The organism is Xylanivirga thermophila (assembly GCF_004138105.1).
Classification (GTDB): Bacteria; Bacillota; Clostridia; order Caldicoprobacterales; family Xylanivirgaceae; genus Xylanivirga; species Xylanivirga thermophila.
Genome location: NZ_RXHQ01000024.1, coordinates 1 through 26,912, shown reverse-complemented (window position 1 = coordinate 26,912; position 26,912 = coordinate 1). Strand labels below are relative to the sequence as shown.

Here is a 26,912-nt window from a genome sequence, read left to right as displayed (position 1 = left end):
TTTCAAATTTGAATGTAAATCATATGGCAGCAAAAAGGTAACAACTAATATTATACAATAATAATTAGTAGCTGTCAAATTTTGCGCATAGTATAATCAGGTATAAAAATAAGCCCTTTGGGCTTATTTTATACTACTAAAGTACTAAAATTCACATATTTTTATGTCCATTGCCAGCATTTAAAACAGTCATACCTGCTACTACCATAAGTAATCCTATAAAGAGCTTTATAGTAAAAGTTTCCCCTTCTATAAAAGCAACAGACAACATAGAACCAAATACGGGAATAAAGAGCCTATATATGCTTATCTCACCCGCCTTATTATATTTTAATAGTGTATACCATAATAAAAAAGCGCAAGAGGAAATAAATGCTGCATATACTAATAGCCCTATAGTGGTACTATTAAAGTTTAATCCTCCTCCGTGCATTCCTACCTTACCTACAATTAGTAACAATATTGAACCTGCAAACATTTGACTGCCAGTTAAAATAACGGGATCTATATCTTGAGATATTGATTTTACATATATGGTCGCTATAGTGCTAACAAGTGCTGATAATAATAAAAAACCTTCTCCCATAAATGTAAAACTACTATCAAAACCTTTTCCCATATTTATGGCCAATATACCACCAAACCCCAAAGCAAGACTTAAAATTTTTCTCATATTTATCCTGTCATCAGAATATACAAAATGAGCAGCCAACACCGTAAAAAAAGTCCCGCTGCCTTGCAATATGGCACTTTTTATGCCTGAGGTATTTGCTACTCCTATATAAAAGAAAAAATACTGTAACGAAGTTTGAAGCATACCCAGCGTTACTATTGGCTTTATATCTTTCTTCTTAATCCTTATGTCCATCCTCAATATAAGCTTGGCCACTAAAAAAACAAGCATAGAAGCTATAAAAAATCTTAATCCGGCAAAATATATCTTTGAATATATATCTTCAGGTGCTATCTGTAATTTTTCATAGCTGATCTTTACAACTGGAAATGCACTTCCCCAGAGCAGAGTACATATGATGGATATAATAAATACATTTAACTTTTTAGTAAAAAACTCCTCCAATTATTATCACCCTTCTAGTATAATTTTCTCACATCCCGACATATTCTATCATAATACAAGATATTTTTCTATGAACTACTTCCTATCTAATGCCATGCATCTTTCTAAACTGCATTGGTGTTATATTTTCATATTGCTTAAAAATAGAGCAAAAATAGCTAATATCATTATATCCGATCTTAATTGCTATATCCTTTACAGGCATAGATGTATCCTCTATTAGATACTGCTTTGCCTTCTGTATCCTCAAAAGAGTTAGATATTGAAATACTGTCATTCCCAAGCCATCCTTAAATATACGACATAAATGACATGGGGATATATCAACTGATGATGCAATATCATCTAGCGAAATGTCTTCATTATAATGGGCCTGCATATACTGTATGGTCGATGTAACATAATACTGCCCCTTACAATCTAAATCATCGGATAAAATGGCAGCCTTTTTAAGGGCTATTATAAAGTGATATATAACAGAAGAACACTCAACACTCTTTATGGAACTATTTGATAATAGCGATACATATATTTCATTAAATATACTGTCTAAATATTGATGGTTAGGAAAATTATATATCTCATATCTTCTAAAACCCACAGTCTTTAAAACATCTAATACTGCATCTCCATCAAATATTAACCATCTTGTCTCCCATGGCTGGCTAACAGGATAATATTCATGGGGTACATTTGGTGCCAATAAAAAGCCCATATTTTCACCCAATCTATACTCATTGCCTTCTATAACTAGCTTACCACAACCCGTAACTGTATAAAGCCAGTGATAACACGAAAAACCTCCATCCCGTACTATATGCTCTTGATTCTCCTGAGATCCTATTCCCTTAAGATAGAATGGCAGTTTGGCATCCTGTTCCGTAATAATCGGAAAAATAGTATTCAAAGAAACCACTCCTACATCAATATATTTATATTAAGATCAATATAATTCGATTGTATAGATGTTTATTAAATAATATAATATCAATATAGTTATATCATATCAAGAATATTTCAAGATTTAATAATGATTAAGGAGTGATAATATGAAATATCCCCCTATAAATTGTAAATATCCACATATGTTACACGGAGGAGATTATAATCCTGATCAATGGATTAAAAATCCGGAAATTTTAGATGAGGATATAAGATTGATGAAACTGGCCCATTGCAATGTAATGTCCGTTGGTATATTTGCATGGGATGCACTAGAGCCCGAAGAAGGAAAATTTCAATTTGAATGGCTGGATAATATACTAGATAAATTAGCAGACAATAATATATATGCAATCCTTGCTACTCCAAGTGGTGCACGTCCTCTATGGCTGGCGCAAAAATACCCTGAAGTCTTGAGGGTGCGGGCAAATAGGGTGCGAAATCTTCCTGGTGAACGTCATAATCATTGCTTTACCTCACCCATTTACAGAGAAAAAACTAGACTTATAAATAAAATGTTGGCAGATAGATATAAAGACCATCCAGCGCTCTTAGCATGGCATATATCCAATGAATATAGTGGCGAATGCCATTGTCCACTATGTCAAGACGCATTTAGAACATGGCTAAAACAAAAATATGGCAATGATCTTGACAAACTAAACTATGCTTGGTGGACTGCCTTCTGGGGACATACTTATACCGACTGGTCCCAAATACAATCTCCCGCCCCAAATGGGGACACTAAAATCCATGGACTTAATTTAGATTGGATGCGATTTGTAACCCATCAAACACTAGAATTCTATAAAAACGAGATTGCCCCCTTAAAGGAAATAACACCCAACATACCAGTTACTACAAATTTCATGGGTACTTTTGAAGGACTTAATTACTGGGAAATGGCTCCCTATATAGATGTAATCTCATGGGATAACTATCCTCAATGGCATGGCAATAGACCCGATTGGGAATTGGCAAGTGATGTTTCTTTTGTCCATGACATCAATCGTTCACTAAAGGGTGGCAAACCTTTTATGCTCATGGAAAGTACACCGAGTATGACAAACTGGCAACCAGTATCAAAGCTTAAAAGACCTGGTATGCACCTTCTATCATCTATCCACGCAATAGCCCATGGTTCAGACACAGTACAATATTTTCAATGGAGAAAGGGTAGAGGGGGCTCGGAAAAATTTCATGGAGCAGTAGTAGACCATTGCGGTCATGAAAACACACGTGTATTTAATGATGTTACAGAAGTGGGAAAGACGCTAGAAAAACTTGATGACATAGTAGGTACTACTGTAAAACCTGAAGTAGCTATAATCTATGATTGGGAGAATAGATGGGCTATAGATGATGCACTTGGTCCAAGGCGGGAGAAAAAAGATTACCTGCTCACATGTCAATCTCATTATAGGCCATTTTGGAATAGGGGTATTTCAGTAGATGTTATAGACATGGATGCCGACTTTTCTAACTATAAGCTGCTCATAGCACCAATGTTATATATGGTGCGTCCCGGTGTTGCAGAGCGTATCGAAAAGTTTGTAAAAGATGGTGGGACTTTTATCACTACCTATTGGAGTGGCATAGTAGATGAAAACGATTTATGCTTTTTAGGAGGGTTTCCAGGACCATTAAAAAAAGTTACAGGCATATGGTCAGAAGAAATAGATGCATTGTATGATGACGATGTAAATTTCATAGTACCTGAAAAGAATAGCACGCTTGAATTAAACGATGAATATGAAGCAAAAGAGCTATGCGACCTTATACATACTGAAACAGCTCATGTTTTGGCACGATATAAATCAGATTTTTACGCTGGAAGACCTGCCCTTACCGTAAATGAATATGGCAAAGGGAAAGCATACTATATCGCCTTTAGAAACAATAATGATTTTTTAGATGATTTTTATGAAATTCTTGTAGATAAATTAAGTATAAAAAAATCATTAGATACCAAGTTGCCCTTAGGCGTTACAGCTCAACTACGTACAGACGGAGAAAATAAATTTATATTCCTGCTCAATTTTGCGCCACAAAAAAATATTGTTGATTTAAAACAAGTAGAATTTTTAGATATATTATCAGGAGAAAAAGTAAGCAGGAAAATAGAATTACCCGGATATGGGTTGAGAATACTAAAAAAAGTATTATAGTATATTTTATATATAAAACATTATATCAGGAGGATAAATTATGAGAATAAAACAAAAATTTAATCATGACTGGTATTATATTGATAACTTCAAAGAAGAGTATACCAATAAAGATTCGGAAATGGATAGATTCTGTCCTGTCCTATTACCCCATGCAAACAAAGAATTACCCTACAGCTATTTTGATGAAAAAGAATATCAATTTATTTCATGTTACAAAAAAGACTTTACAATAGAAAAGGATGCTAAAGGCAAGACTATATTTATTGAATTTGAAGGTGTAATGGCTGCCTGCGAAGTATATGTAAATGGGAAATATGTAGGCGAACATAGAGGTGGATATGTTCCTGCAGTATTTGACATAACGCCATTTGTTCAGTATGAAAGTAAAAACACAATGGTAGTTAAAGTAGATTCTAGAGAACGGGAAGATATACCCCCGTTTGGAAATGTAATAGACTATCTGACCTTTGGTGGCATATATAGGGATGTATACCTATATATATTAGATACTATCCACATCAATAATGTGTTTTACAACTACAAGATAAAAGATGACAAAATAATATTGGAACCTATTGTATATATTACTTCAAACGAGGAGAAGGATATTGAGATTGTTTTATCCCTAGATAACAAGGAGTTCAGCTGGAATGTAACAGTCCAAAAAGGAAAAGAGCAAGAGTTAATCTTAAACTCTATAGAAATTACCAATATAGAAATGTGGGATATTAAAAACCCTGTACGATATTCAGCCTGTATGATATTAAAACATCAAGGGAAAACACTGGATAACTACGAAACTAAATTGGGCTTTAGAAATATACAAATAGACGAAACCGGATTTCATCTAAATGGTAGAAAGATAAAATTGAGGGGACTTAACCGCCATCAATCCTTCCCATACGTAGGATATGCAATGCCAAAAAGAGTGCAACAAAAAGATGCCGACATTCTTAAATATGAATTAGGGCTTAACATAGTCAGGACATCACACTATCCCCAATCGCCATATTTTTTGGATCGTTGTGATGAGATAGGACTTTTAGTCCTAGAAGAAATCCCTGGATGGCAACATATCAGTAAAAGGGAAGATTGGCGCAATTGTGTCCTATCCGATGTTGAAAAAATGATAGCAAGGGATCGTAACCATCCAGCAATCATAATGTGGGGAGTTAGGATCAATGAATCAGGGGATGACCATGAACTTTATACAAGGACAAATGCACTAGCCCGTAAACTAGATCCCACAAGACCCACAACTGGTATAAGATGCATTTGCAACAGTGAATTTTTAGAAGATGTCTATGCAATGAATGACTTTATATATGATGGTGGCGAAACAGTTTTAAGATCTCAACAGCAGGTAACAGGCCTTAATCATAAGGTACCGTATATAGTCACAGAATATAACGGACATATGTTCCCTACAAAACGATTTGACAATGAACATAGGTTAATAGAACATGCAATGCGCCATGCGATCATACAAAATGAAGCAGGACTTAGGAATGAAATTATGGGCGCTATAGGTTGGTGTGCATTTGACTACAATACCCATTGTGATTTTGGGTCAGGAGACAGAATATGCTATCACGGAGTTATGGATATGTTCAGAATCCCAAAATGGGCAAGCTATGTATATCTAAGTCAAGTAAGTCCTAAAGAAAAGTTAGTTTTACAACCCCTTAGTCATTGGACTATAGGTGATAGAAATCAAGGAGGAGTAAGCCCACTTATAGTACTAACAAACTGCGATCACATAGAAATAAAAGTAGAAGGCAAAAGTTTAGGAAAGTATTATCCAGACGATAATTTTAGAGGATTAGAGCATCCGCCAATTACAGTAGACTTCCAATTTGGTGAATGGGGAGTTGGATGGGGCGACTTAGAACTCCTCGGCTATGTAAATGACGAAATTGCCATAACGAGAAAGTTTGCAAAAAACCCCTATTTATCACGCATTGATGTAAAAGCAGATGATACCTTACTATACAACGATGAGATGGATGCTACACGCATTGTATGTAAGTTAGTAGACCAATATGGCAATATTTTGCCATACTTAAATGAAGTATTATATCTGGAAACCCAGGGTGATATAGAAATTATAGGTCCCAAGACAGTTGCTACCATGGGAGGATGCATAGGTTTCTGGATAAAAACAACTGGTAAAAAAGCAAATACTGAGGCTACTGTCACTATTAGATGTGATCGTTGCAAAGAAGAGAATATAAAAATCCAACTAAGGTCCATGAAATAATTAGAAAAAGAGAGCCCAATGCATAAGCATTTGTGGCTCTCTTTAAATGTATATTATATAAATATTATTTTATTTGTTCTACCGAATCTCTATATATAATTTTTCCTTTAATTGATACTCTACCATACTTTTTATTAGAATCTTGAACTTTGCTCATAATAATCTTAATAGCAGTTTCAGCCATTTCCTTCATATTAACTTCTACCGTTGTTAGCTTAAGATCAGATAATGTAGAAAAAATATCATTGTCAAATCCCACTATTGAACAATCTTCCGGGATCCTATATCCCTGCTCATTTAATTTTTTAGCTAAATTATATGCTATACGATCACAATTGCATACAAAAGCTGTAGGCAAATTTTTTGGGATACTTAAGTCTATCAACTTGCCATCATTATCCCTATCACTGATAATATATTCTTTGTCTAATTGCATACCATGCTCTAATAAAGATTTATAATAGCCTAGGAATCTGTCCTGTATACTGCTTGTAGCATATATATTACCTACGAAAGCTATTTTTGTGTGGCCTTTATTTATTAAATAATTTGTTATCTCATATGCACTATAAAAATTATCAGATATTACACAATCAAACTCACCATGTTCATCATAAAAATCTAAAAATACTACAGGCACATCTACTTCTTTTAAAATCTCTATATACGCTTTGCTAATCTGCCCTAAAATGATAAGTCCATCTACTTTCATCTCATTATACATTTTAGGCAGCATTAATTCTCTCTCTTCAGCATAGGTCAATATATGCAGCATGCCGAAATATTGATAATTTTCTAGTATTTTAGATATATGGTGATAAAATTTAAAATAAAAAGATTGCACATCGTTTGTAAATTTTTCTGCAACAACTACACCTATATTATAGTTATAACCTTTTCTTATGGATTTAGCTGCTGTATTATACCGGTAACCCATTTCGTTCGCAGTTTTCTTTATCTTGGTCCTTAGTTCTTCACTGACTCCTTCCTTGTCATTTAAAGCCTTTGATACAGTTACATTACTAACGCCCAATCTGTCTGCAATATCTTTCATTGTAACTCTTTGGCTCACCTTATCACCTTCTAATATTTACTCCATATTTGCAAGCATAATAAATACCAAACTATATAACAATTATATCATAATATTAAATATGCTACTGGTTTAACTCTTTTAGCAGAATATTAAGCATATCATCTGTAAATTGACCATTGCTGAACATAACTATATTTCTAAGGGGCATCCCTTTTATCATCTCCGCCATTCCACTTGAAATTTGACCATCAGAGATTCCCAAAGGACTATCTTTAATAAACTCTTCTAGTATTTTTTGCCCTTTTGGACTAGCCATAATATCCTCTACAGTACTATTCCTTGTATAAATCTTCTTTATTTTCTCAGTGGAGCTTATATATACAACAGCCTTTAAGGGTGTACACCTTGAAGATCCGCCAACCAATATTTCAAACTCACCATCTTCCACATACCAATCTTTTATATCTTCATTGTAGTAGGCAAAAGCTCTCTTCCCCAAAGTAAATGTGACTGTCTTTTCCTCACCTGGCTTAAGACTTATCTTTTCAAATCCCTTTAACTCCTTTATAGGCCTGACTACGCTACTTTCAATATCCTTTACATAGAGCTGAACAATCTCTTTGCCAGTAACACTACCAGTATTTTTTATCTTGATGTTTACAGTTAATTCTTCAGTATCCAATATGGAATCCCTATCTATCCATATATCAGTATAATCAAAGCTAGTATAGCTCAATCCATATCCAAATGGAAACAATGTCTCCATCTTTTTTGCTTCATAGTATCTATAACCTACAAAAAGTCCTTCCTTATACTCTACTTTTGTCCCATCTCCTGGGAAGTTCAAATATGAAGGATTATCACTTAACTTAACAGGGAATGTTTCGGCTAGTTTACCGCAAGGATTGGCAATACCAAATAGCAAGTCTGCAACTGCTCCTCCAAATGCCTGGCCACCTAAATAACCTTCCAATACTCCTTTAACCCGATCTAGCCAAGGCATTTCAATGGGTGACCCGTTACTAAGGATCACTATAATATTTTTATTGACTTCGGCCACTTCCTCAATTAGCTGTCTATGTCCCTCGGGTATTCTGATATGCCGTCTATCAAAGGCCTCTGACTCATAGCTCTCTGGTAGTCCTGCAAATACGACTGCCACATCTGCTTTTTGAGCAATCTCTTTTGCCTCTTTTATTAAAGTCTCATCGACAATATCGCTATTAGAACTAAATGCCTTACCTGAAAACAAACCACTTTCTCCATCTAATCTATAGCCATCAGCATATAAAACTCCCATATTAGCTCCTGCTAACTTTTTTATCTCTCCCAACGCACTATCTACTCTCGTAGGATTGACGTGGGAACTTCCTCCACCTTGATATCTTGGATATTTAGCAAAACTGCCTATTACTGCTAGTGTACCTTCCTTTTTCAAAGGAAGAATTTCATCCTCATTTTTCAAAAGGACCATACACTCCCTAGCTACTTCCCTTGCCAATTGATGATGTACATCCTCATCATATGTGGCACCTTCCCTCTTATTATCAATTGCCTTAAATATAATTCTAAGTAGCCTTTCGACCGCTTCATCTAACACCGATTCAGATAATACGCCCTTTTTTACTGCATCTATAATCTTCCTATCTCCTGTTCCACCACTAGAAGGCATCTCAAGTTCTAACCCTGATATTAATGCATCTACTCGATCATTGACTGCACCCCAATCAGATACTACGAAGCCTTCATATCCCCACTCTTCCCTCAAAATATCTGTCAATAAATATCTATTCTCAGAACAATACTTACCATTGACCTTATTGTATGCACACATAACAGTCCAAGGTTTTGCCTGCTTTACTGTACCTTCAAAGCTAGATAGATATATTTCTCGTAGCGTTCTTTCATCAATTTTAGCATCAATTATCAAGCGTTTATGCTCTTGATTATTCGCTGTAAAATGCTTTAATGAAGTCCCTACACCTTGGCTTTGAACACCCTTTATATGACTTGCGGCTAATTCACTAGACAGATAAGGATCCTCAGAAAAATACTCGAAATTTCTACCACAAAGTGGAGATCTCTTAATATTAACAGCCGGACCTAATAAAATTGAAACACCTTGCGCTTGACATTCCTCACCTAAAGCCTCCCCCACCTTTTCAAGCAATGATCTATCCCATGAACAGGCCAAAGTAGCACCTGAAGGAAAACAAGTTGCAGGAACACTTACATTTAACCCAAGGTGATCTGTCTCATCTGCCTGCTTTCTAAGGCCATGTGGACCATCAGCCATCATAATAGAAGGAACATTTAATCTTTTAATACATTTTGTATGCCAGAAATCAAGGCCAGAACATAAACTTGCCTTTTCTTCAAGCGTCATCTCCTTAATAATACCTTTAAAATCCCCCTTCATTTCAATACCTCCTACTATTTTTGTACATATTACAATTACAGTATATTTATTTTTTGTATTATCATATTAACTAATAATCAGCCTATTGATAGATCCCATTTGTCGTAAATTTTAGGCACATCCCCAATTAATCTCTTAGTATAATCAGCTTTAGGGTTTAAAATGACATCATCTGCAGTGCCATTTTCAACAAATATACCTTTTTCCATAATATATACCCAATCTGAAACATAATATGCAAGTCCTATATCATGGGTAATGAATATTATGGTCATATCGATTTTATCACGCAATTTTAAGAGCATATCAAGAATAGTTGCACGAGAACATGCATCTATCATTGATGTTGGCTCATCCGCTATTAGAATTTGGGGTTTTAATAAAAAAACTCTAGCAATCATTAACCTCTGCATCTGTCCACCTGAAAGCTCAAATGGATATTTATTAGTTAATTCTTCAAATTTCAGATTCACGAAACTACAAGCTTCTTTCATAAGCTCTATTTTTTCATTATATGAAATGCCCTTATTTCCTTTCATGTTTATACAATCTAATAAAACAGTATCGATTTTTCTAAAAATGTTAAAAGAAGAAAAAGGATCTTGAAAAACAGCTTGAATCTGCTTCCAGTATTCTTTCTTATTACGTCTAGTACTAATATCCCGTGGAGCACCTTTATAAAAGATTTCGCCTTCCGTCAAGCTAATAAGACCTAAAATCATCTTTGCAAGAGTGGTCTTACCACTTCCACTCTCACCTACAATAGATATAATTTCGCCTTTTTTAAAATTAAAATCCACTCTATCTACAGCAACTGTCTTTTTGTCACCAAAACCAAATATTTTGGTTACCCCTCTTCCACTTAAAAACATATCGTCTGCTGCCATCAAGCCTCAACCTCCCTTAACTGCCCTCTTGTCAATAGGCATCTGTACATGCGTCCATCATCTTCATAAACTTCAGCGATTTTATTAACCCTACATTCTGGTAAAACATATTTGCAACGATCTGCAAAGCGACAACCTTTAGGTGGATTTTTTAAGTTTGGGGGTGTGCCGGGAATCGCTCTCAATTTAACATCCCTCATACCTTGCTCTGGTATAATTATAGAATTCATCAAACCTTTAGAATATGGATGAAGGGGATCGAATACCACTTCTTTCGCAGTCCCTTTTTCAACTATTTCTCCTGCATACATTACCATAATATCATCAGTTACATTATAAAGAAGCGGGAGCTCATGTGTTATAAAGATTAGCGATTTTATAAATCCTTTTTCCATCATATCTTTTATCATCTTTATAACCATTTTTTGCGATGTAACATCTAGGGCAGAAGATGGCTCATCTGCAATCAATATTTTAGGTGATAATATTGTTGATATTGCAATAACAGTACGCTGCTTCATTCCTCCAGACAATTCAACGGCATACTTTTGCAATACTTCTTCAGATAATTTCAAGGCTTCAAATCTTTCACGAGCTAGATCATATATATCTTTTTTGGACATGCTCGAATCATGTGCATTAACAACATCTTCAATAAAATGTATGATCTTTTGTGTTGGATTTAACGCATTCATTGCAGCTTGTGGTATATAGGCAATTTCAGTACCAAGTATGGTTTTTCTTACTTCATCCGGATCCATATCAGTGATAACTTTATCACCTATTTGAATCGTCCCACTTACATAATGAAGTGGTGGAAAATAGTATCCCATCAAACTTAAGGCAAGGGTGGATTTACCACATCCAGACTCCCCTGCAATCCCCAAAGATTTGCCTTCCTCAAGCTGTAATGATACACCATCTACTGCATATACATCTTCTTTAAATCTAGTTATATATTTAGTTTTCAAATTATCTACCTTCAATATTGTACTACTCATATCCAACTACCTCCTAATCTCTCAACTGGGGATTAAATATCTGATCTAGACCTGTATTCATCAGATTAAGCGAAAATGTAATTAGAGCTATTGATAAAATTACGGGAATAAATGCCCACCATGCTCCAGATAATGGTGCTTGAAACTGCATTGCCCAATTTAGCATAAGACCTAAAGTAGCTATTTCAGTGGTACTAGGTCCTAATCCTATCATAGATAGTTGTGCTTCCGAAAGAATCCCTGAAGCAATCTGCAAAATATATGCCATAACAACATAAGATGCCACATAGGGAAGTATATCTGTCAAAATGATTTTAAATAAACTATGTCCTGATAACCTTGATAAATTAACATGATCACGGTTTCTAAGGGAAATTGTCTGTGATCTGACAGAACGAGCTGTCCATGGCCAGGATGTAATGCCTATAACTAATGCCGTAGTCATAACATCCCTACCCTTTTCTCCTACGCTTACCGATATTAATACTAAAATTACAAATGAGGGTATAACGGTAAATAGATTAGTAATAAAGGTTAAAACATTATCTAGAAATCCACCAACATACCCTGCTAGAAGACCTATAACCAATCCGAGTATGGTCGCTATGCTGCCTGCAACAAATCCAATTTTAAGAGAATTCCCTATAGCTGAGGTTAACTCTATAAATACATCCCTTCCAAAATTATCAGTTCCTAAGACAAATGTTTTTTTATTTACAATATCCTTTGTATTGACATAGGAATTATTTGATATTTGTTTAATAACATTTAATTCCCCTGTTTCTGCATCTTTTTTAGTTATCATATAACCTTCATCATTTAATATGTTTTCTACTTTTTTAAATAATCTAGGAAACTTTTTCTTATATGCTATGGTAGCGCCTTCTATTTTGGTATCGGGGTCATAATACTTCAGCCATAATTTTACAATATCCCGGGATGTTTTTAGGTTATTAAGTTCTTCTTTGCTTATCTTTGTGCAATATTTAGTTAGCCATTCCAACATTAAATTTTGCTCCTCTTTTGTAACATGTTTTGCTAATCTATTAGATACCACATCCATTTTAAGGTCATAATCTTTTGTCTCTACTACATCAACAACAGATATATAGGTTCCTGGCTTATAAAATAAACCTCCTGTCATTTCAAGGGGATTAGTCATTGAAAATATCGGAAACAGTATTGCCAATAGAAACATAGTCATAAATATTATAAATCCCGTAACAAACTTTGATGATTTAAATACCAATTTCAATTGATGTCCCATTTTGCACCTCCTATGAATCCTGCTGTGCCGCTTTTATCCTTGGATCAAGAAATCCATATAGTATTTCAAGGACGAGATTAGCCAATAGCACACCTATGGTAATAATTAACGTACATCCTGAGATTAATGGGTAATCTTGGCCTGTAATAGCCGATAACATTTTTGTTCCCAACCCAGGATAGCTAAAAATAGTTTCAGCAACCAAAGCTCCGCCTACCATAGTTCCAAGAGAAAGTACAAGCCCAGTTATTTGAGGAAGAATAGCATTTCGAAAGACATATTTTACTATAGTCTTATCTTTTATTCCCATGAATCGGCTATATTTTACGTAGTCTGCATTGAGCTCATAGATGGACATAGATCTCATACCTATTGCCTGCCCCCCGATAGTGATTAATACAATAGACCAAAATGGCAATTGATAATGGTGTATTACCGATAAGATAAAGTGAAGGGAAAAACTCGGAATCAAATCATATCCATAACCACCACTGGTAGGACATATACCCCAATACACACCAAATAATAGCAAAAGAATAATCGCCATCCCAAAAGCGGGAATATTACTTATGAATAAAAAGAAAGGCAAAATCCCCTTATCAAAAGGGCCTTTTCTATAGGCTGCAACTGCACCTAAAATGTTACCAAGCAGCCAGCCCACTATTATTGCAGGAAGTTGAAGGGCTATTGTCCACCCTATAGCTGAGCGTATAACTTCTGAAACCTTTTTAGGAAAAAAAATAAAAGAAGTGCCCATATCCCCTCTTAATAAATTCTTTATATAAATAAAAAATTGTGTAGTCATAGGTTTGTCTAATCCAAATTGTCTGTTATATTCCTCTATAACAGCCTTTATTGCACTTTGATCTGTCATTCCTTGAATAGTACCACTTGCAATTCTTGCTACCGGATTTCCTGGTATTAAACGTGGTAATAAAAAGTTTAATATCAATGCAATTACAAATGTAAGTACATACCATCCTATTTTCTTACCTAAATACTTCATATACCCCTTCAAGATTATCACCTCGTATCCCTTATATTAAAAACCTCTACAGCAATCATATGTGAGATAAATATGAATATGATGACCACGAATTGATAAAATACTCCTAATATCGTGGCCATCAAATAGTAACAAATTAATCTTCAAATTTAATGTCCATCAGCTATTATCTACTATTTTACATTCTTTAAATTATACAATGCTGCGATGCCATAACCATCTGTGCAATCAGTTGGGGGAATATTAGTCCCATCATCTTTTTCAGGAAAACCGGTCCATACAGACTCATTTACAGTATGGAATGTACCAGGCCTATACATCAATGCAAAACATGGCACATCTGTCAAATAGATCTTATTTAGTTCAGTATATAGCTCTTTTAGCTTACCTTCATCTGTTACCGTGGGAATCGCATCAATAATTTCATCTGCTCGTTTATTAGAATAACGGCTATAATTATAATATACCCTATCCGCATCTTTGTTTTTGCCACCATCGCTATATAATGTTTGATAGCAACGGGTCCATGGATTGGATATACTTGCACCTGCATAGGTGTTCATAATTATATCAAAATTACCAGTCTGTAAATCCTCTGTCCATACCGTAGCCTCTGGAAAATATGTGGTAATCTCAATACCAATTTCTTCCCCTGCTGCAGCTACCATTTCTAAAGCTGCATTCCAGTCAGTCCAGCCGGCAGGACATTCAACTTTAAATGAAAGTTTTTTGCCATCTAGTTCACGATACCCGTCTCCATCTGTATCCTTTATATTTGCTTCATCTAATAATGCCTTTGCTTCATCTATCTGATTGCCCTTCCATTGAAGCTCTTTTAATTCTTCTTTATTAATCAATCCTTGTTCGACATCCGTTGGATTCATCAAAGATGGTGGTACTTCACTCATAAGTGGTGTATATCCACTCATTGCCGTCTTTGCAATCTTATCATAGTCAGTTGCCATAGCGATAGCTTTTCTAACTGCCACATTATCAAGACCTGGTTTTGTAACATTGATAATAGCTGTTGGGAGAGCTACGCACTCATAGTAAGGAGGTTCATCAATATAAGTTGATACGGGTAGATCTTGCTCCTCCCACATCTTCCATATTTCAGGCATAAATTGCTGTGATACATCGACTTCTCCTTGTTGAAATGCTACTGAACCTGCATTATTATCTGAAAAGACATTATGTGCAATATATTTTGGAGCAGGCAATTTACCCCACATTGACTCAGCCTGTCCCCAGTAGTTATCATCCCTTATAAGAACTATTTTAGTTTCATCTGTAAAATAAAGTTTATATGGACCAGAGCCTATAAAATCCTCGTTTTTATCTGTCTTTACCTTGTCTGGATCCTTATCATTTTTTTCTATAAGTTTTGTCATCTGATGTTCCGGAAGGATATACATCTTCGGCAAGACTTCTAAGATTTTAAGTGGGTTATAGTTTTCAGAATTGGCTGTAATAACAACTGTTTCATCATCTGGCGCTTCTACCGACTCAATATAGTCCCACATTGAAGCCTGACCAGTTTTCATATCTCTGTGAACTTCAAATGTGAATTTAACATCTTTTGCAGTTAAAGGAGTTCCATCGCTCCATTTTGCATCTGCATTCATCTTAACTGTAAATACCTTATCTTCTTGTTTATATTCTTTGGCTAGAAGTGGATATAATTCTCCATCGAGTTGATTATACATAAATAGAGTTTCCCATACTAGAGTACGAGCAGCATCATTTTGTGCATTCATCATTGCATTGTTAGAATTAGACGATAATGGATTAAAATCATTAACAGCACCCCATTGCTGACCAGAAAAATAGAGAGTCTCATTTCGAGGTGTTTGACCAGATTCTGCACTAGATTCTTCTTGCTCTGATTCCTGGCCATCTTCTTCATTGCTTTTGTCTTCTTGCTCTACATTTTCAGAATTGGATGGAGTTTGTTCGTCTACTTTTTTATCTCCATCACCACACGCAGTTAAAACAGAAGTCAGTAACATAACAGCAATAAACACGGCTAACATTTTGCTTAATGACCTTTTCATTTAATGTTGCCCCCTTTTTTTATTATATAGCTCCATTATTTTACCTTCTAATAAAATTTGTATTAAGAAAAATGATGAAGCTAAAATTAACAAATCAGCTGGGCCAAATATTTATGATTTAGTTTAAAATTATTTTTGTGTTATATTAATATGTATATTATTTAAATTAAAAAATATAATAATTTCCTATCTTTTTTTAATGTTTAAACATCTTGAACTGAGCTCATTATAGCAGGAAAAGCTTAATCTTTACAACAATTTTTGTTATTATAGATTTTACATAGAATCGAAATAAATCAAGTTAACGTTTACCTATAATCTAGTATATACTTACTTTAAATATTTGTCAAAATAACTTCTATCCAAGTTTGGCTAAAAAAATATGAATCAGGTCAAATATTTCCAAAAAATTAAAATAAAGCATCATATCTACTAAAAGCATGGAAGTACTATCACTCTTTAATATCCTAATAATATATATTTAGGAGAGCATTATACGCGCTCTCCTAAAAGATGAATTTATCAACTGTATTTTTGGCCTAAGTAAAGACATTTTAGTCATTCTCCAGCGTTTCAATAATTACCTTTAAGTCTTTTAACGCATCTATATATGCATATCGTCCACCTTCATACTCACCTTTTTGAAGTAGTGGCATATCCATATCTTGCAGTTTTTTGATCTTATCACCTGTGTCCTTTATATTAAATGCTATATGATGTATACCTTCCCCCTTATTATCCAAAAATTCCCTCCAAGTTGAAGGATGTTCATCAGGTTGAATTAATTCAATCTCTAATAACTCTCCGACCTTAAAGAAAGCAAGATATGCCCTTGCAACACACGGCTCCCCCTTATACGTGGCCTTAGTTTTATCAATGGTATCTGTTAATATAATCTCAGGTTGAGGCAGACCCAAAAACTGGGCATATTTTTTAGACGTTTCCTTTATATCCTTTACTATTATACCTATTTGAGTCACCATATTCGTACCTAATACACCTTTATCCATATTTGTATCTCCTCTCTGTATAATCAATTTAGGGTATTAAATTTTAATATTTCTTGTTAAAAACAATATTAAAATTGTTAAATAAGAAACTATCGTATTTTTTTGACTGAATCCCTATATACGATTTTCCCTTTAACCAATACCCTATCATTTTCCCGATCCGGATTTTCAATCTTCCGCATAATGAATTTAGTGGCATTTCGAGACATTTCCTCCATATTAGTTTCTACAGTTGTCAATTTAGGATTAGATAGCATAGAAAAAATATCATTATCAAAACCCACCACTGAGCAATCATCCGGTACTATGTAACCTAACTTTTTTAATTGGTTTATTAGATTATATGCTACCCTATCGCAATTACATACAAAAGCTGTTGGCATATCACTAGGCATTACTAAGTCAATGAGCTTTCCATCCTTATCACGATCATTTACAATATAATCCTCCCTTAAATATATCCCGTGCTCCAATAAAGACTTATAATACCCTAAAAATCTGTCTTGTATGCTGCTAGTTGAATATATATTCCCTACAAATGCAATGTTTTTATGACCATTGCTTATTAAATAATTTGTTATATCATAGGAACTATAAAAGTTATCTGCAATTACAGAATCAAAATTATTATGCTCATCATAAAAGTCCAGAAAAATTGTAGGTATTTCTATATCTTTCAAAATTTCTATATACGATTTACTAATCTGTCCTAGTATGATTAAGCCATCTATTTTCATTTCATTATACATTTTAGGCAATTGCAAGTTTTTTTCTTCATTATAGCTTAATATATGAAGCATACCTAGATATCCATATTCTTCTAAAGCTTTACAAATATTTTGATAAAATTTTAAGTAAAATGATTGTAGATCATCTGTAAACCTTTCAGCTACTACTATACCTATATTATACGAATAACCTTTTTTAATGGATTTTGCAGCTGTATTATATCTATATCCCATTTCATTAGCTATATATTTAATTTTAGTTCTAAGTTCTTCGCTAACTCCTTCTCTATCATTTAAAGCCTTGGATACAGTTACATTGCTTACACCTATTCTATCTGCAATGTCTTTCATTGTAACATTTTGTTTCATTATATCACTTCCTATTTTTAAATCTAAATCTTTAAAGCCAATATTAACTCAGATAGAATTTTTACTCTAGCTGCATTTTAATAAAGCCAGTTCAAAGCTTTAGAGTTGTTAACCTTCGTATAAGCTATATTATCAATCAAGCTGATAAATGTTTGACAAACCCGCTAAAACTTCGTATAATTATTTTATAACCTAAACGTTTAGGTTATAAAATAATTATACGTGCTTTATTTTTACTTGTCAATATTATATGCATCCACCAAATTCCATAACTACTTAAATAGTACAAAGGTAATGGTTAACGTCATACTTATCTATGTACAAATGTTCACTATCATATTTTTATATACTACCTCAAAATTTCACCCTTTGCTTTTATCAGTTTTTGATACTAATATCTAGAATCTTTAATAATTCTTCTTTTAGTCTCATAATCTACATATACCAATCCAAACCGTTCAGAATATCCATTAGTCCATTCAAAATTATCCAACAATGATCATGTGCAAGCATCACATTATGTGCTATTTGCAAATTTGACCTCTTTGACATGATATTTCCTGGGGCATGTACTCCGGTAACATATACTAAGCCTATAAAGCACTGTGACTCATTAAATATAATAAAATACTTTGCCCTATCACCAAGTTTTTTTGCCACAATTTCAGCATAGTCTGCAAACCATTTTGGACTGTCAGGATTTAGCCACCCCCCATGTTTAAAGAGTTCGTAAGGCAAATCCCAATGAAATAAAGTAACATAAGGGGCGATATCCTTTTCCAATAAAGCATCTATTCTATTTATAAGAAGTTTTATTTTTTAAATACTCCAAATTTTTTGAAATCAACTCACATCGCTGCTTTACACAATCTGATGAGCGCAGAGGATCTTGTGGCGTATTAAAAGTATAATCCATTAAACGATCAATGGTAGTAGTAGCAACATGAATACGAGTATCCGACGAAGCATAGTATATATATACATCACCATTCTCACGTACAATGGCACCATTGCTAAAAACCACATTAGAGACATCTCCTATCCGTTCCTCACCATGTGGTGCTAAAAACAAGCCAGATGGTGCAGCGATTAATCTAGACGGATCATTTAAATCAGTTGCAAATACATAAAGTACGTACCGAAGCCCTGCCGCTGTATTTCGAACTCCATGCGCAATATGAATCCAACCCTTTGGAGTTTTGATAGGTACAATACCTGCACCATTTTTTATCTCTGCTATGGTGTGATATTGCCTTGGACTTATAACTATCTCTTCTGATTCTATAACGGGATTTTTTATATCATCACATAAGCCAAAGCATATACCTCCACCAGAGCCTGCCTGTATAAAATCATCCTGTGGCCGGGTATAAAAACCATACCTTCCTTCTATAAATTCAGGATGAAGAACTACATTGCGCTGTTGAGGCGACCTAGTTTTTAGATTGGGTAAACGTTCCCAATTCTTAAGGTCCTTAGTTCGTACAATTCCAGCTTCTGCTATCGCCGAAGAAATATCTGTACTTGCAGTGTCTTTACTCTCAGAACAGAATACACCATAAATCCAACCATCTTCATGCTTCGTAAGACGCATATCATATACATTTACCTCATCCAGTTCAGTATCTGGTAGAACTATAGGATAATCCCAAAACCGGAAGTTATCGACACCTGTATCACTTTCTGCTACTGCAAAAAAAGATTTTCTATCATTACCTTCTACACGCACCACTAAACAAAATTTATTGTTTAATTCAATTGCGCCGGCATTAAGCGTTGCGTTTATTCCTAATCGTTCCATAAAATAAGGATTCGTTTTCGGATTTAAATCATATTTCCAGAAAAGTGGTGTGTGTTTGCGTGTAATTACAGGATATTTCCAACGATCATATATTCCATTATACTCTTCTATTTTCTCATTATTTCTGATAAGAAGTTTCTCATGCTTTTCAATTTCTCTTTTATAGATCTGTTCGAATTTTTTCATATCGTTTCATTACCTCCATACACATTCTACCATTATGATATGGACACTTCCATGGTTCTACAATAGGTCTTTTGTTCACTGGTTCTCCATTATCATTAACATCCCAATACCACTCAGAGCCCTCACGTTTATCGATAATATATGTCTTTATATACTTCCATAAAGATACCGTAATATCTAAATAGGCTTCATCTTTGGTCTTCTGATAGGCATTTAGAAATCCCACAACACTTTCTGCTTGTACCCACCATATACGAGTTGTATCGACAATACCATTAATACTCTGGTTATTCAATGCACCATCTTTATAAGCATATTGAAGCACTTTATCTGCCATTTCCAATGTCATCAGCTCAATTTTAGCAGTTAATTGTTCATTGTCTAACAGCTCGCACGCACGATCTAACAACCACGAAGCCTCAATATCATGTCCATATGAATATACATCCGCAATAGAGTTCATCTTTTTGTCAAAGTAAACACCTAAAATATGAGTTTGCGGATTATATACCTTATTTAAACATTGTTCCACAGCATTCGTTAAGCATTCTCCTACATGGTTGTCATTAGATATACGATAGAGTTCAGTATATGCCTCAATAATATGAAGCAAAGTGTTCATAGTTTTAGCAGCATGAAACCCATCTTCAGATAGCTTTTCATTATCAATAGGTTTCCACTTACGATCAAATGCCTCTACATATCCACAATCATCTATGCATCTAGTTTCAATTATATTAAAAATCTGATTGGCAAGTTCTAATGCACTTGAATTTTTAGATGCAGCATAATAGGAAGACAACCCATAGATGGCAAAAGCCTGATTATATGTATGTTTCATCTCATCACAAGGGATTCCATCCATATTTAACATCCAATAAACTCCGCCATATTTCTCGTCTATACAATATTTTATCAAAAAATCAAATGCATGATCTGCTAATTTCAATGCCTCTTTCTGCCCTGTAATTAAATATATATTAGAGTAAAACCATAGAATACGGCTATTTAGAATTACTCCCTTGTTCGCATTTTTGTCTATATGCAAATCAAAATCTACATATCCATAAAAGCCTCCTCGTGGGTCTCTAAGTCGACTCCAAAAAGGCATAATATGATTAAGGAGTTCTACCTCCATTTCATTACGCAATAAATTCAATCTCTCCATAAGCATCTCCTTTCGCCTTTGAATTATTAATATAAAAAGGGGACAACTACGAAGCTGCCCCTATAATCCCTAATCTTTACCTTTCCATGCATTCAATCGCTCTAAAAAATAGCTCAAGATTAAATCCCCAGAATATGGAAGCCATTCATGGGAATACTCAGGAAAATAAACAATGCTCTTATCAGAAGTAATCCCATTATATGCTGCCATTTGTGAAAAAGGCGGACATACATTATCCATTAATGCAGTCATCCAAAGCACATCACACCTAATATCCTTCACTCGATTTTTTAAATCTATATATCCCAAACGCTCAAAAAAGAACTCCTCGCGCAAATGCATGGGGTCGCGCTGCCGAAAATACCATGTAATCTCTTCATAACTGGGACAACTAAAATTATTTTTATAGATACCTCTAAAATCACATAAAAACGGATACATAACTGCTGCAGCCTTCAATTGTGGAACTAAGCTAGCACAGGCAATAGCCAAAGCTCCTCCTTGAGAAGCGCCTGTCGCAAAGATGTTGTTTTCATCTACAAAATCCATGCTCATTAAAATACGTACGCATTGGGCAGTATCCAAAAATACATTGCGATAGAACAAATTATCTGGGTTTTCACTTTCTAAACCTCGTATAATATGCCCACTTTGGGTATTACCTTTATATATACCATTATCAATACTTGTACCTCCTTGCCCACGAACATCCATAGCAAGGACACAAAATCCCTCTGATATATAACCCAGCTTTCCAAACCATTCTCCACTGTTTACCCAATAGCCATGGAATTGTACAATTGCTGGTATTTTACCTTGAATATTTTTAGGCTTTAAAAACTGACAATGTATCTTTGCTCCACCTACACCGGTAAAATATAGATCATAAGCCTCGCAACTTTTTGCGTTAAAATCGCTTTTTACTAATTCATATTCTAAAGAAACTTTATCTAAATCTGCCTTTGCTCTTTTCCAGTATTCATCATAATCCTTAGGAGCATCTCCAATGCCTCTATAATCCTTTAAATGCTCGGTTTGACATGCATATAGCTTTTTATCTACCATTTTATATTCTTCCATCAGTACCATCCAATCCAATCAGCTCATTGTGTACTTTAATAAATTTAATTGTATCATCAATTGTAGTATAGGCTAAAGATACATAGGTATCTGCTGCTCCATAATAAATTGCAATTCGCCCAGTTGCAGAATCATATAATGTTGCGCATGGGAATATTACATTTGGAACAAAACCCCGTTCTTCATACCATTCTTCCGGCGTAAGCATTAAACTCCCCGAACGATATTTTACAATTGCTGGATTATCAATGTCGAGAATCGCTGCCCCCATGGAATAGACATAACCATTACAAGTTCCTGTTACTCCATGATAAAAAATCAACCATCCTTCATCTGTTTCAATTGGTGCAGGTCCACAGCCGATTTTTATCGATTGCCACCAACCTTTACCGCCTTTTTGCATTACAATACGATGCTCTCCCCAATATTTTAAGTCCGGACTTTTACTCAACATAATATCACCAAATGGTGTATGCCCACTATCACTTGGACGAGACAACATCACATATTTTCCATTAATTTTTCTTGGAAATAGTACACTATTACGATTAAATGGCAAAAAAGGATTTTCTAATCTTATAAAGGTTTTAAAATCTTCCGTCCTTGCTAGACCTATAGATGCACCATCAAAGTCCCCACACCAGATAATATAATAGCTATCCTCTATTTTTATCAATCTAGGGTCATAGGCATAAAGTGGTTGATATGGGATACCCTGTTCATCGATAAAATGTATTTTTTCCTTATCAAATGTCCAATTAATAGCATCAGAGCTATGACCTAAATAGAGATGAGGTTTCCCATTTATTGTCTCTCCGCGAAACACACCAATAAACTCATCTTCAAAAGAAATTACAGCACTATTAAAGATTCTTGCTACTCCTTCAATAGGGTTACGTCCTATAATTGGATTCCCCTTATGACGCCAAATCGGCTGATTTAATCCAATAGGCTTTTCTTGCCAAGGGATGTTTGGTAGAATACTCCCGATTATTTTACTCATATTATCTAAACCTCCAAACCGATTTTAACTCCTATTCTTTTACAGACCCTACAACTAAACCATTGTAAATATACTTTTGCAAAGCTATAAAAACAACCAAAGTAGGAATAATAATAACAATAACCCCGGCTGAAATAATCTGCCAATTTGCCCCATAAGGACCTTTAAACTTAAACAGAGTAGTAGATACCGTAAGTAAACTGTCCTTTGGTGTATATAAAAAAGGTATGTAAAAATCATTATATATACCTATACCCTTTGTAATTAAAACAGTCACAGCTGCAGGTGACAAAAGTGGAAATATAATTTCGAAAAAAATTTGCAAATAATTTGCCCCATCAATAATAGCAGACTCATCCAATGACTCAGAAATATTATCTAAAAATTGTAAGAATATATATATGGACATAATATCTGTCCCTAAGTACAATACAATCGGCGCCAATCTTGTATTAAATAACCCTAAAGCATGCACAATTTGAAATGTTGCAACCTGCGTAGTTATAGATGGTATCATAACAGCAATTAAAAACAATCCATTTACAAAGGAGCTAATCTTAGACTTAAATCTGCTAAAAATAAACGCTGCCATAGATCCACATAATATAGATCCAGCCAAAGAAAATGCCATTATAATAATTGTGTTCTTAAAACCATTTAACATCTTACCTTTAATAAACACAGTTTTAAAGTTTTCAAAATTTAAAAAGTTTTTAGGTAATTCCAATACACTAGTAGACATATATTCATCTCGTGTCTTAAAGGCAGCAAAGAATATGGTCACAACAGGAATCAAGACCACCAATACTAAAAAAATAAGTACTGCATATTTAATAATGCCACATGCGATATCCTTAGAACTAATCTTTTTATTTTTTCCCATCTGACTCATATTCTCTCCCTCCCTTTTATCTTTTTAGAAACGACTTTTTGCACAACTGCAGCTAAAATACAAATTGCAAGTAAAATTATTCCTAGTGCAGACGCAAGACCTACTCTATGATTTTTGAATGCATAATTCACAGTTTGAATTACAAAAGTCATGCTCCCATTACCGCCACCAGTCATAATATATGGAATTTCAAAAACTGATAGTGCGCCAGTAATAGCTAAGAAAAGTTGCAAACCAAGTATGGTTGATATGCCAGGAATAATTATATGCCTAAATTGTTGGTATTTATTAGCACCATCTACCTTCGCTGCTTCTATTATTTCAGGCGATATAGACTGCATAGCAGCAGAAAACATTACAATATTATATCCCATATATCTCCAGACAGAAACAAATGATAACGAAATATTTATCCATTTAGGATCTCGTAACCAGTATTGAATAAGTCCATCTAAGCCTAAAAAACTTAGTACGGTATCTAGAGTATTACCAGGTTGAAAAAAGAAAATGAATATAAAACTTATTGCCACACTATTTATCAAAGAAGGAAAGAAATAAACCCCTTTAAAGAAGTTTTTCCCCCAAAGGTCAAAACTTATTAAATAGGCAATCACTACAGCTAAACCAACCTGTATAAAAGAAGCTATAAAATAATAAATGCTTACTATAAATGGCTCAAAATATTTAGCATCGCTAAAGACGGTCTTATAGTTTTTTAAGCCGACAAAATTCTTCTCCAGACTAATTCCATCCCAATCCGTAAAACTATAACTAACCATAGAAAACGCGGGGAGATATGTAAATACTGTTAACAATAAAACTGGTATAAATAGAAAAGCGATCGTAATCACTATTTTTTGTTTTTTATAGGGCAAAGACGAAAATGAAAATCGTCTTCTACTTGACTCCATATCCATTAAAGACACCCCTTTTTTGTAATTATAGTTGAAGAGCGACAAAAGATCCCTCAACAGTTGATATTTTGCCGCCCTTCTTAGTATCTTAGATATTTATTCTAAGGAATCAATGCCTTTTGACCAATTATCATTCAACTGCTTCATGTAGTCATCAAAAGTTAAATCGCTATTATCCAAACCTATTTCAATTATAGTTTGAACCCAAGTACCATCATAGATATTGATCAAAGCCTCTTTTTGTACTTTGTCCATATCTTCTGCCTGCTTAGTAGTTCCCATAACTGGCTCTACTAACTCAATATTATCAGTGCCACTTAGATAATCAGGTAGTTCAGATCCTACTATTGAGGAGATCATATTGGAATCGTTTGGATATTCCCTGACGAAGAACTTTACAAATTCTTTTGCAAGTTCAATATTTTTGCTATGCTTGCTAACACCCATACCATAGTCTGACCCAATCTGAACTAATGCCTTCCCATCATGACGGACAGGTACTGGCATAAATTTAATGTTTTCAGGATTATCAGATAGATCTTGTATTTGACCAACCGCCCAAGTACCAAGACACATCACTCCAATTTTACCATCAGCCATTGCCTGTTTTGAATACTCCCAGTCACAAGTAATAGGATCTTCTTCACAATACCCATTTGCTACTATATCATATAATATTTTGAGCGAAGTATAAGTAGCCGAACCTTCTGTAAACTCATTCTTATTATAAATCATCTTATTCATATAATCTGGATCACCAGATAAACCAATCTGTAAAGCATTAGAAAAGTTTGTAAGTGCCCAATCAGCTACATAGTTAGTATAATATGGGATTGCATCTGTATTCTCTTTTATTGCTTTAAGCATATCATTAAATTCTTCTATAGTAGTCGGAACTTCATCTACACCAGCATCTTTCAATACTTTCTCGTTGTAGACAAAACCATTTGCATTTGCACCTGTTGATAAACCATAAATAGTACCATCAACATTGAAATTATCTAAGAAGTTAAATTCCTCTTTAAGCTCATCTTCAGTCCCTAATGGCTCATAAAAATCTGCAAACTGATTTTTTGTGATATTGTCTGGCATCATAAGAACATCACCATAATCATTTGTGGCCATCCTAGTAGATAATGTACCCTGATAATCAGTGATTGACTCAAACTCAATCTTTGTACCGGGATGCTCTGACTGAAATTTTTCTTTATAACCATCAAAAATTTCGGTCATATCCGTTCTATGAGTCAATACTGTAATAGATCCTGATAATTTAGAATCCTTTTCACTATCTTCCTCAACTTTAGATTGTTGCTCTGAACTCCCAACTTCTTTTTTAGAGTCATCTGAACATCCAACAAATAATGTCAAAGAAAGCAGACCCACCAAAAGACATGCAATTATTTTTTTTGACCTCATATTCTTACCTCCATTTACTTAATTTTAGGTTAACGATTACCTAAGTTTTAGTATATTCTAGTTCGAATTTTTTGTCAAGCTAATTTATCTAATTGATAGCGTCAATTTACTGTAGGGAAAAGAAGAATAGATAACATCCTGGGATATTTTTACTTAAAGTTACAGTTCCCATATATTCAGATGACTGTTTGGTATTATAGTTTTATCTACACCATTAACAC

Annotated in this window: 21 protein-coding genes and 1 pseudogene; 2 read left to right on the top strand and 20 right to left on the bottom strand. The window is 34.3% G+C overall.

Annotated features, from left to right (window positions below; translation table 11 throughout):
- Nucleotides 1–151: 151 nt before the first annotated feature.
- On the bottom strand, nt 152–1,078 hold the full coding sequence (locus EJN67_RS10395; RefSeq protein WP_129724248.1) for a DMT family transporter: 927 nt from the start codon (nt 1,076–1,078) through the stop codon (nt 152–154).
- 82 nt (nt 1,079–1,160) lie between these two features.
- Complete coding sequence (locus EJN67_RS10390; protein WP_129724247.1) at nt 1,161–1,985, bottom strand: AraC family transcriptional regulator; 825 nt, start codon at nt 1,983–1,985, stop codon at nt 1,161–1,163.
- Between the two features lie 142 nt (nt 1,986–2,127).
- On the opposite strand from EJN67_RS10390, the gene EJN67_RS10385 reads away from it, so the two are divergent.
- Nucleotides 2,128–4,188 carry a beta-galactosidase gene (locus tag EJN67_RS10385; protein WP_129724246.1) on the top strand — a complete coding sequence of 687 codons (2,061 nt, stop codon included), beginning with the start codon at nt 2,128–2,130 and terminating at the stop codon, nt 4,186–4,188.
- A 40-nt stretch (nt 4,189–4,228) separates the two neighbouring features.
- Nucleotides 4,229–6,451 (top strand): glycoside hydrolase family 2 protein, encoded by a 2,223-nt coding sequence (locus EJN67_RS10380; protein ID WP_129724245.1) that lies wholly within the window; start codon nt 4,229–4,231, stop codon nt 6,449–6,451.
- A 64-nt stretch (nt 6,452–6,515) separates the two neighbouring features.
- Here the strand turns inward: EJN67_RS10380 and EJN67_RS10375 are convergent, their stop codons facing one another.
- The 18 genes and pseudogenes from EJN67_RS10375 to EJN67_RS10290 form a co-directional block, all read right to left on the bottom strand.
- Nucleotides 6,516–7,523, bottom strand: coding sequence for a LacI family DNA-binding transcriptional regulator (locus tag EJN67_RS10375; protein WP_129724244.1), 1,008 nt, complete (start codon nt 7,521–7,523; stop codon nt 6,516–6,518).
- Nucleotides 7,524–7,608: 85 nt separating this feature from the next.
- Nucleotides 7,609–9,906, bottom strand: coding sequence for a glycoside hydrolase family 3 C-terminal domain-containing protein (locus tag EJN67_RS10370; protein ID WP_129724243.1), 2,298 nt, complete (start codon nt 9,904–9,906; stop codon nt 7,609–7,611).
- A 77-nt stretch (nt 9,907–9,983) separates the two neighbouring features.
- Nucleotides 9,984–10,793, bottom strand: a complete 810-nt coding sequence (locus EJN67_RS10365; RefSeq protein ID WP_129724242.1) for an ABC transporter ATP-binding protein — start codon at nt 10,791–10,793, stop codon at nt 9,984–9,986.
- Nucleotides 10,793–11,794 carry an ABC transporter ATP-binding protein gene (locus tag EJN67_RS10360; protein ID WP_129724241.1) on the bottom strand — a complete coding sequence of 334 codons (1,002 nt, stop codon included), beginning with the start codon at nt 11,792–11,794 and terminating at the stop codon, nt 10,793–10,795. The genes EJN67_RS10365 and EJN67_RS10360 overlap by 1 nt, the downstream gene beginning before the upstream one ends.
- Nucleotides 11,795–11,807: 13 nt before the next feature.
- A complete protein-coding gene (locus EJN67_RS10355; protein ID WP_129724240.1) occupies nt 11,808–13,061 on the bottom strand; it encodes an ABC transporter permease in 1,254 nt (417 codons plus the stop codon).
- 10 nt (nt 13,062–13,071) lie between these two features.
- A complete protein-coding gene (locus EJN67_RS10350) occupies nt 13,072–14,079 on the bottom strand; it encodes an ABC transporter permease (RefSeq protein WP_129724239.1) in 1,008 nt (335 codons plus the stop codon).
- Nucleotides 14,080–14,240: 161 nt separating this feature from the next.
- Nucleotides 14,241–16,121, bottom strand: a complete 1,881-nt coding sequence (locus EJN67_RS10345; RefSeq protein WP_129724238.1) for an ABC transporter substrate-binding protein — start codon at nt 16,119–16,121, stop codon at nt 14,241–14,243.
- Between the two features lie 554 nt (nt 16,122–16,675).
- Nucleotides 16,676–17,131: a VOC family protein gene (locus EJN67_RS10340; protein ID WP_129724237.1), complete on the bottom strand. Its 456-nt coding sequence runs from the start codon at nt 17,129–17,131 to the stop codon at nt 16,676–16,678.
- A gap of 89 nt (nt 17,132–17,220) precedes the next feature.
- Entirely contained in the window at nt 17,221–18,228 is a 1,008-nt protein-coding gene (locus tag EJN67_RS10335) for a substrate-binding domain-containing protein (RefSeq protein WP_129724236.1), read from the bottom strand.
- Between the two features lie 391 nt (nt 18,229–18,619).
- The gene (locus tag EJN67_RS14465; RefSeq protein WP_341538806.1) at nt 18,620–18,721 is read right to left on the bottom strand and encodes a family 1 glycosylhydrolase; all 102 of its coding nucleotides are present in this window, start codon (nt 18,719–18,721) and stop codon (nt 18,620–18,622) included.
- A gap of 66 nt (nt 18,722–18,787) precedes the next feature.
- Nucleotides 18,788–18,966: pseudogene (locus tag EJN67_RS14460) on the bottom strand (family 1 glycosylhydrolase); the annotation flags it as partial.
- A 58-nt stretch (nt 18,967–19,024) separates the two neighbouring features.
- A complete protein-coding gene (locus EJN67_RS10320) occupies nt 19,025–20,215 on the bottom strand; it encodes a glycoside hydrolase family 130 protein (RefSeq protein WP_129724234.1) in 1,191 nt (396 codons plus the stop codon).
- Nucleotides 20,190–21,383, bottom strand: coding sequence for an AGE family epimerase/isomerase (locus EJN67_RS10315; protein WP_129724233.1), 1,194 nt, complete (start codon nt 21,381–21,383; stop codon nt 20,190–20,192). The genes EJN67_RS10320 and EJN67_RS10315 overlap by 26 nt, the downstream gene beginning before the upstream one ends.
- 69 nt (nt 21,384–21,452) lie before the next feature.
- On the bottom strand, nt 21,453–22,463 hold the full coding sequence (locus tag EJN67_RS10310) for an acetylxylan esterase (RefSeq protein ID WP_165000838.1): 1,011 nt from the start codon (nt 22,461–22,463) through the stop codon (nt 21,453–21,455).
- Nucleotides 22,450–23,466 (bottom strand): glycoside hydrolase family 130 protein, encoded by a 1,017-nt coding sequence (locus EJN67_RS10305; RefSeq protein ID WP_129724232.1) that lies wholly within the window; start codon nt 23,464–23,466, stop codon nt 22,450–22,452. The genes EJN67_RS10310 and EJN67_RS10305 overlap by 14 nt, the downstream gene beginning before the upstream one ends.
- 31 nt (nt 23,467–23,497) lie before the next feature.
- A complete protein-coding gene (locus EJN67_RS10300) occupies nt 23,498–24,358 on the bottom strand; it encodes a carbohydrate ABC transporter permease (protein ID WP_394347517.1) in 861 nt (286 codons plus the stop codon).
- A complete protein-coding gene (locus tag EJN67_RS10295) occupies nt 24,355–25,275 on the bottom strand; it encodes a carbohydrate ABC transporter permease (protein ID WP_129724231.1) in 921 nt (306 codons plus the stop codon). The genes EJN67_RS10300 and EJN67_RS10295 overlap by 4 nt, the downstream gene beginning before the upstream one ends.
- A gap of 93 nt (nt 25,276–25,368) precedes the next feature.
- Nucleotides 25,369–26,691 carry an ABC transporter substrate-binding protein gene (locus EJN67_RS10290; protein WP_129724230.1) on the bottom strand — a complete coding sequence of 441 codons (1,323 nt, stop codon included), beginning with the start codon at nt 26,689–26,691 and terminating at the stop codon, nt 25,369–25,371.
- Between the last annotated feature and the right edge of the window lie 221 nt (nt 26,692–26,912).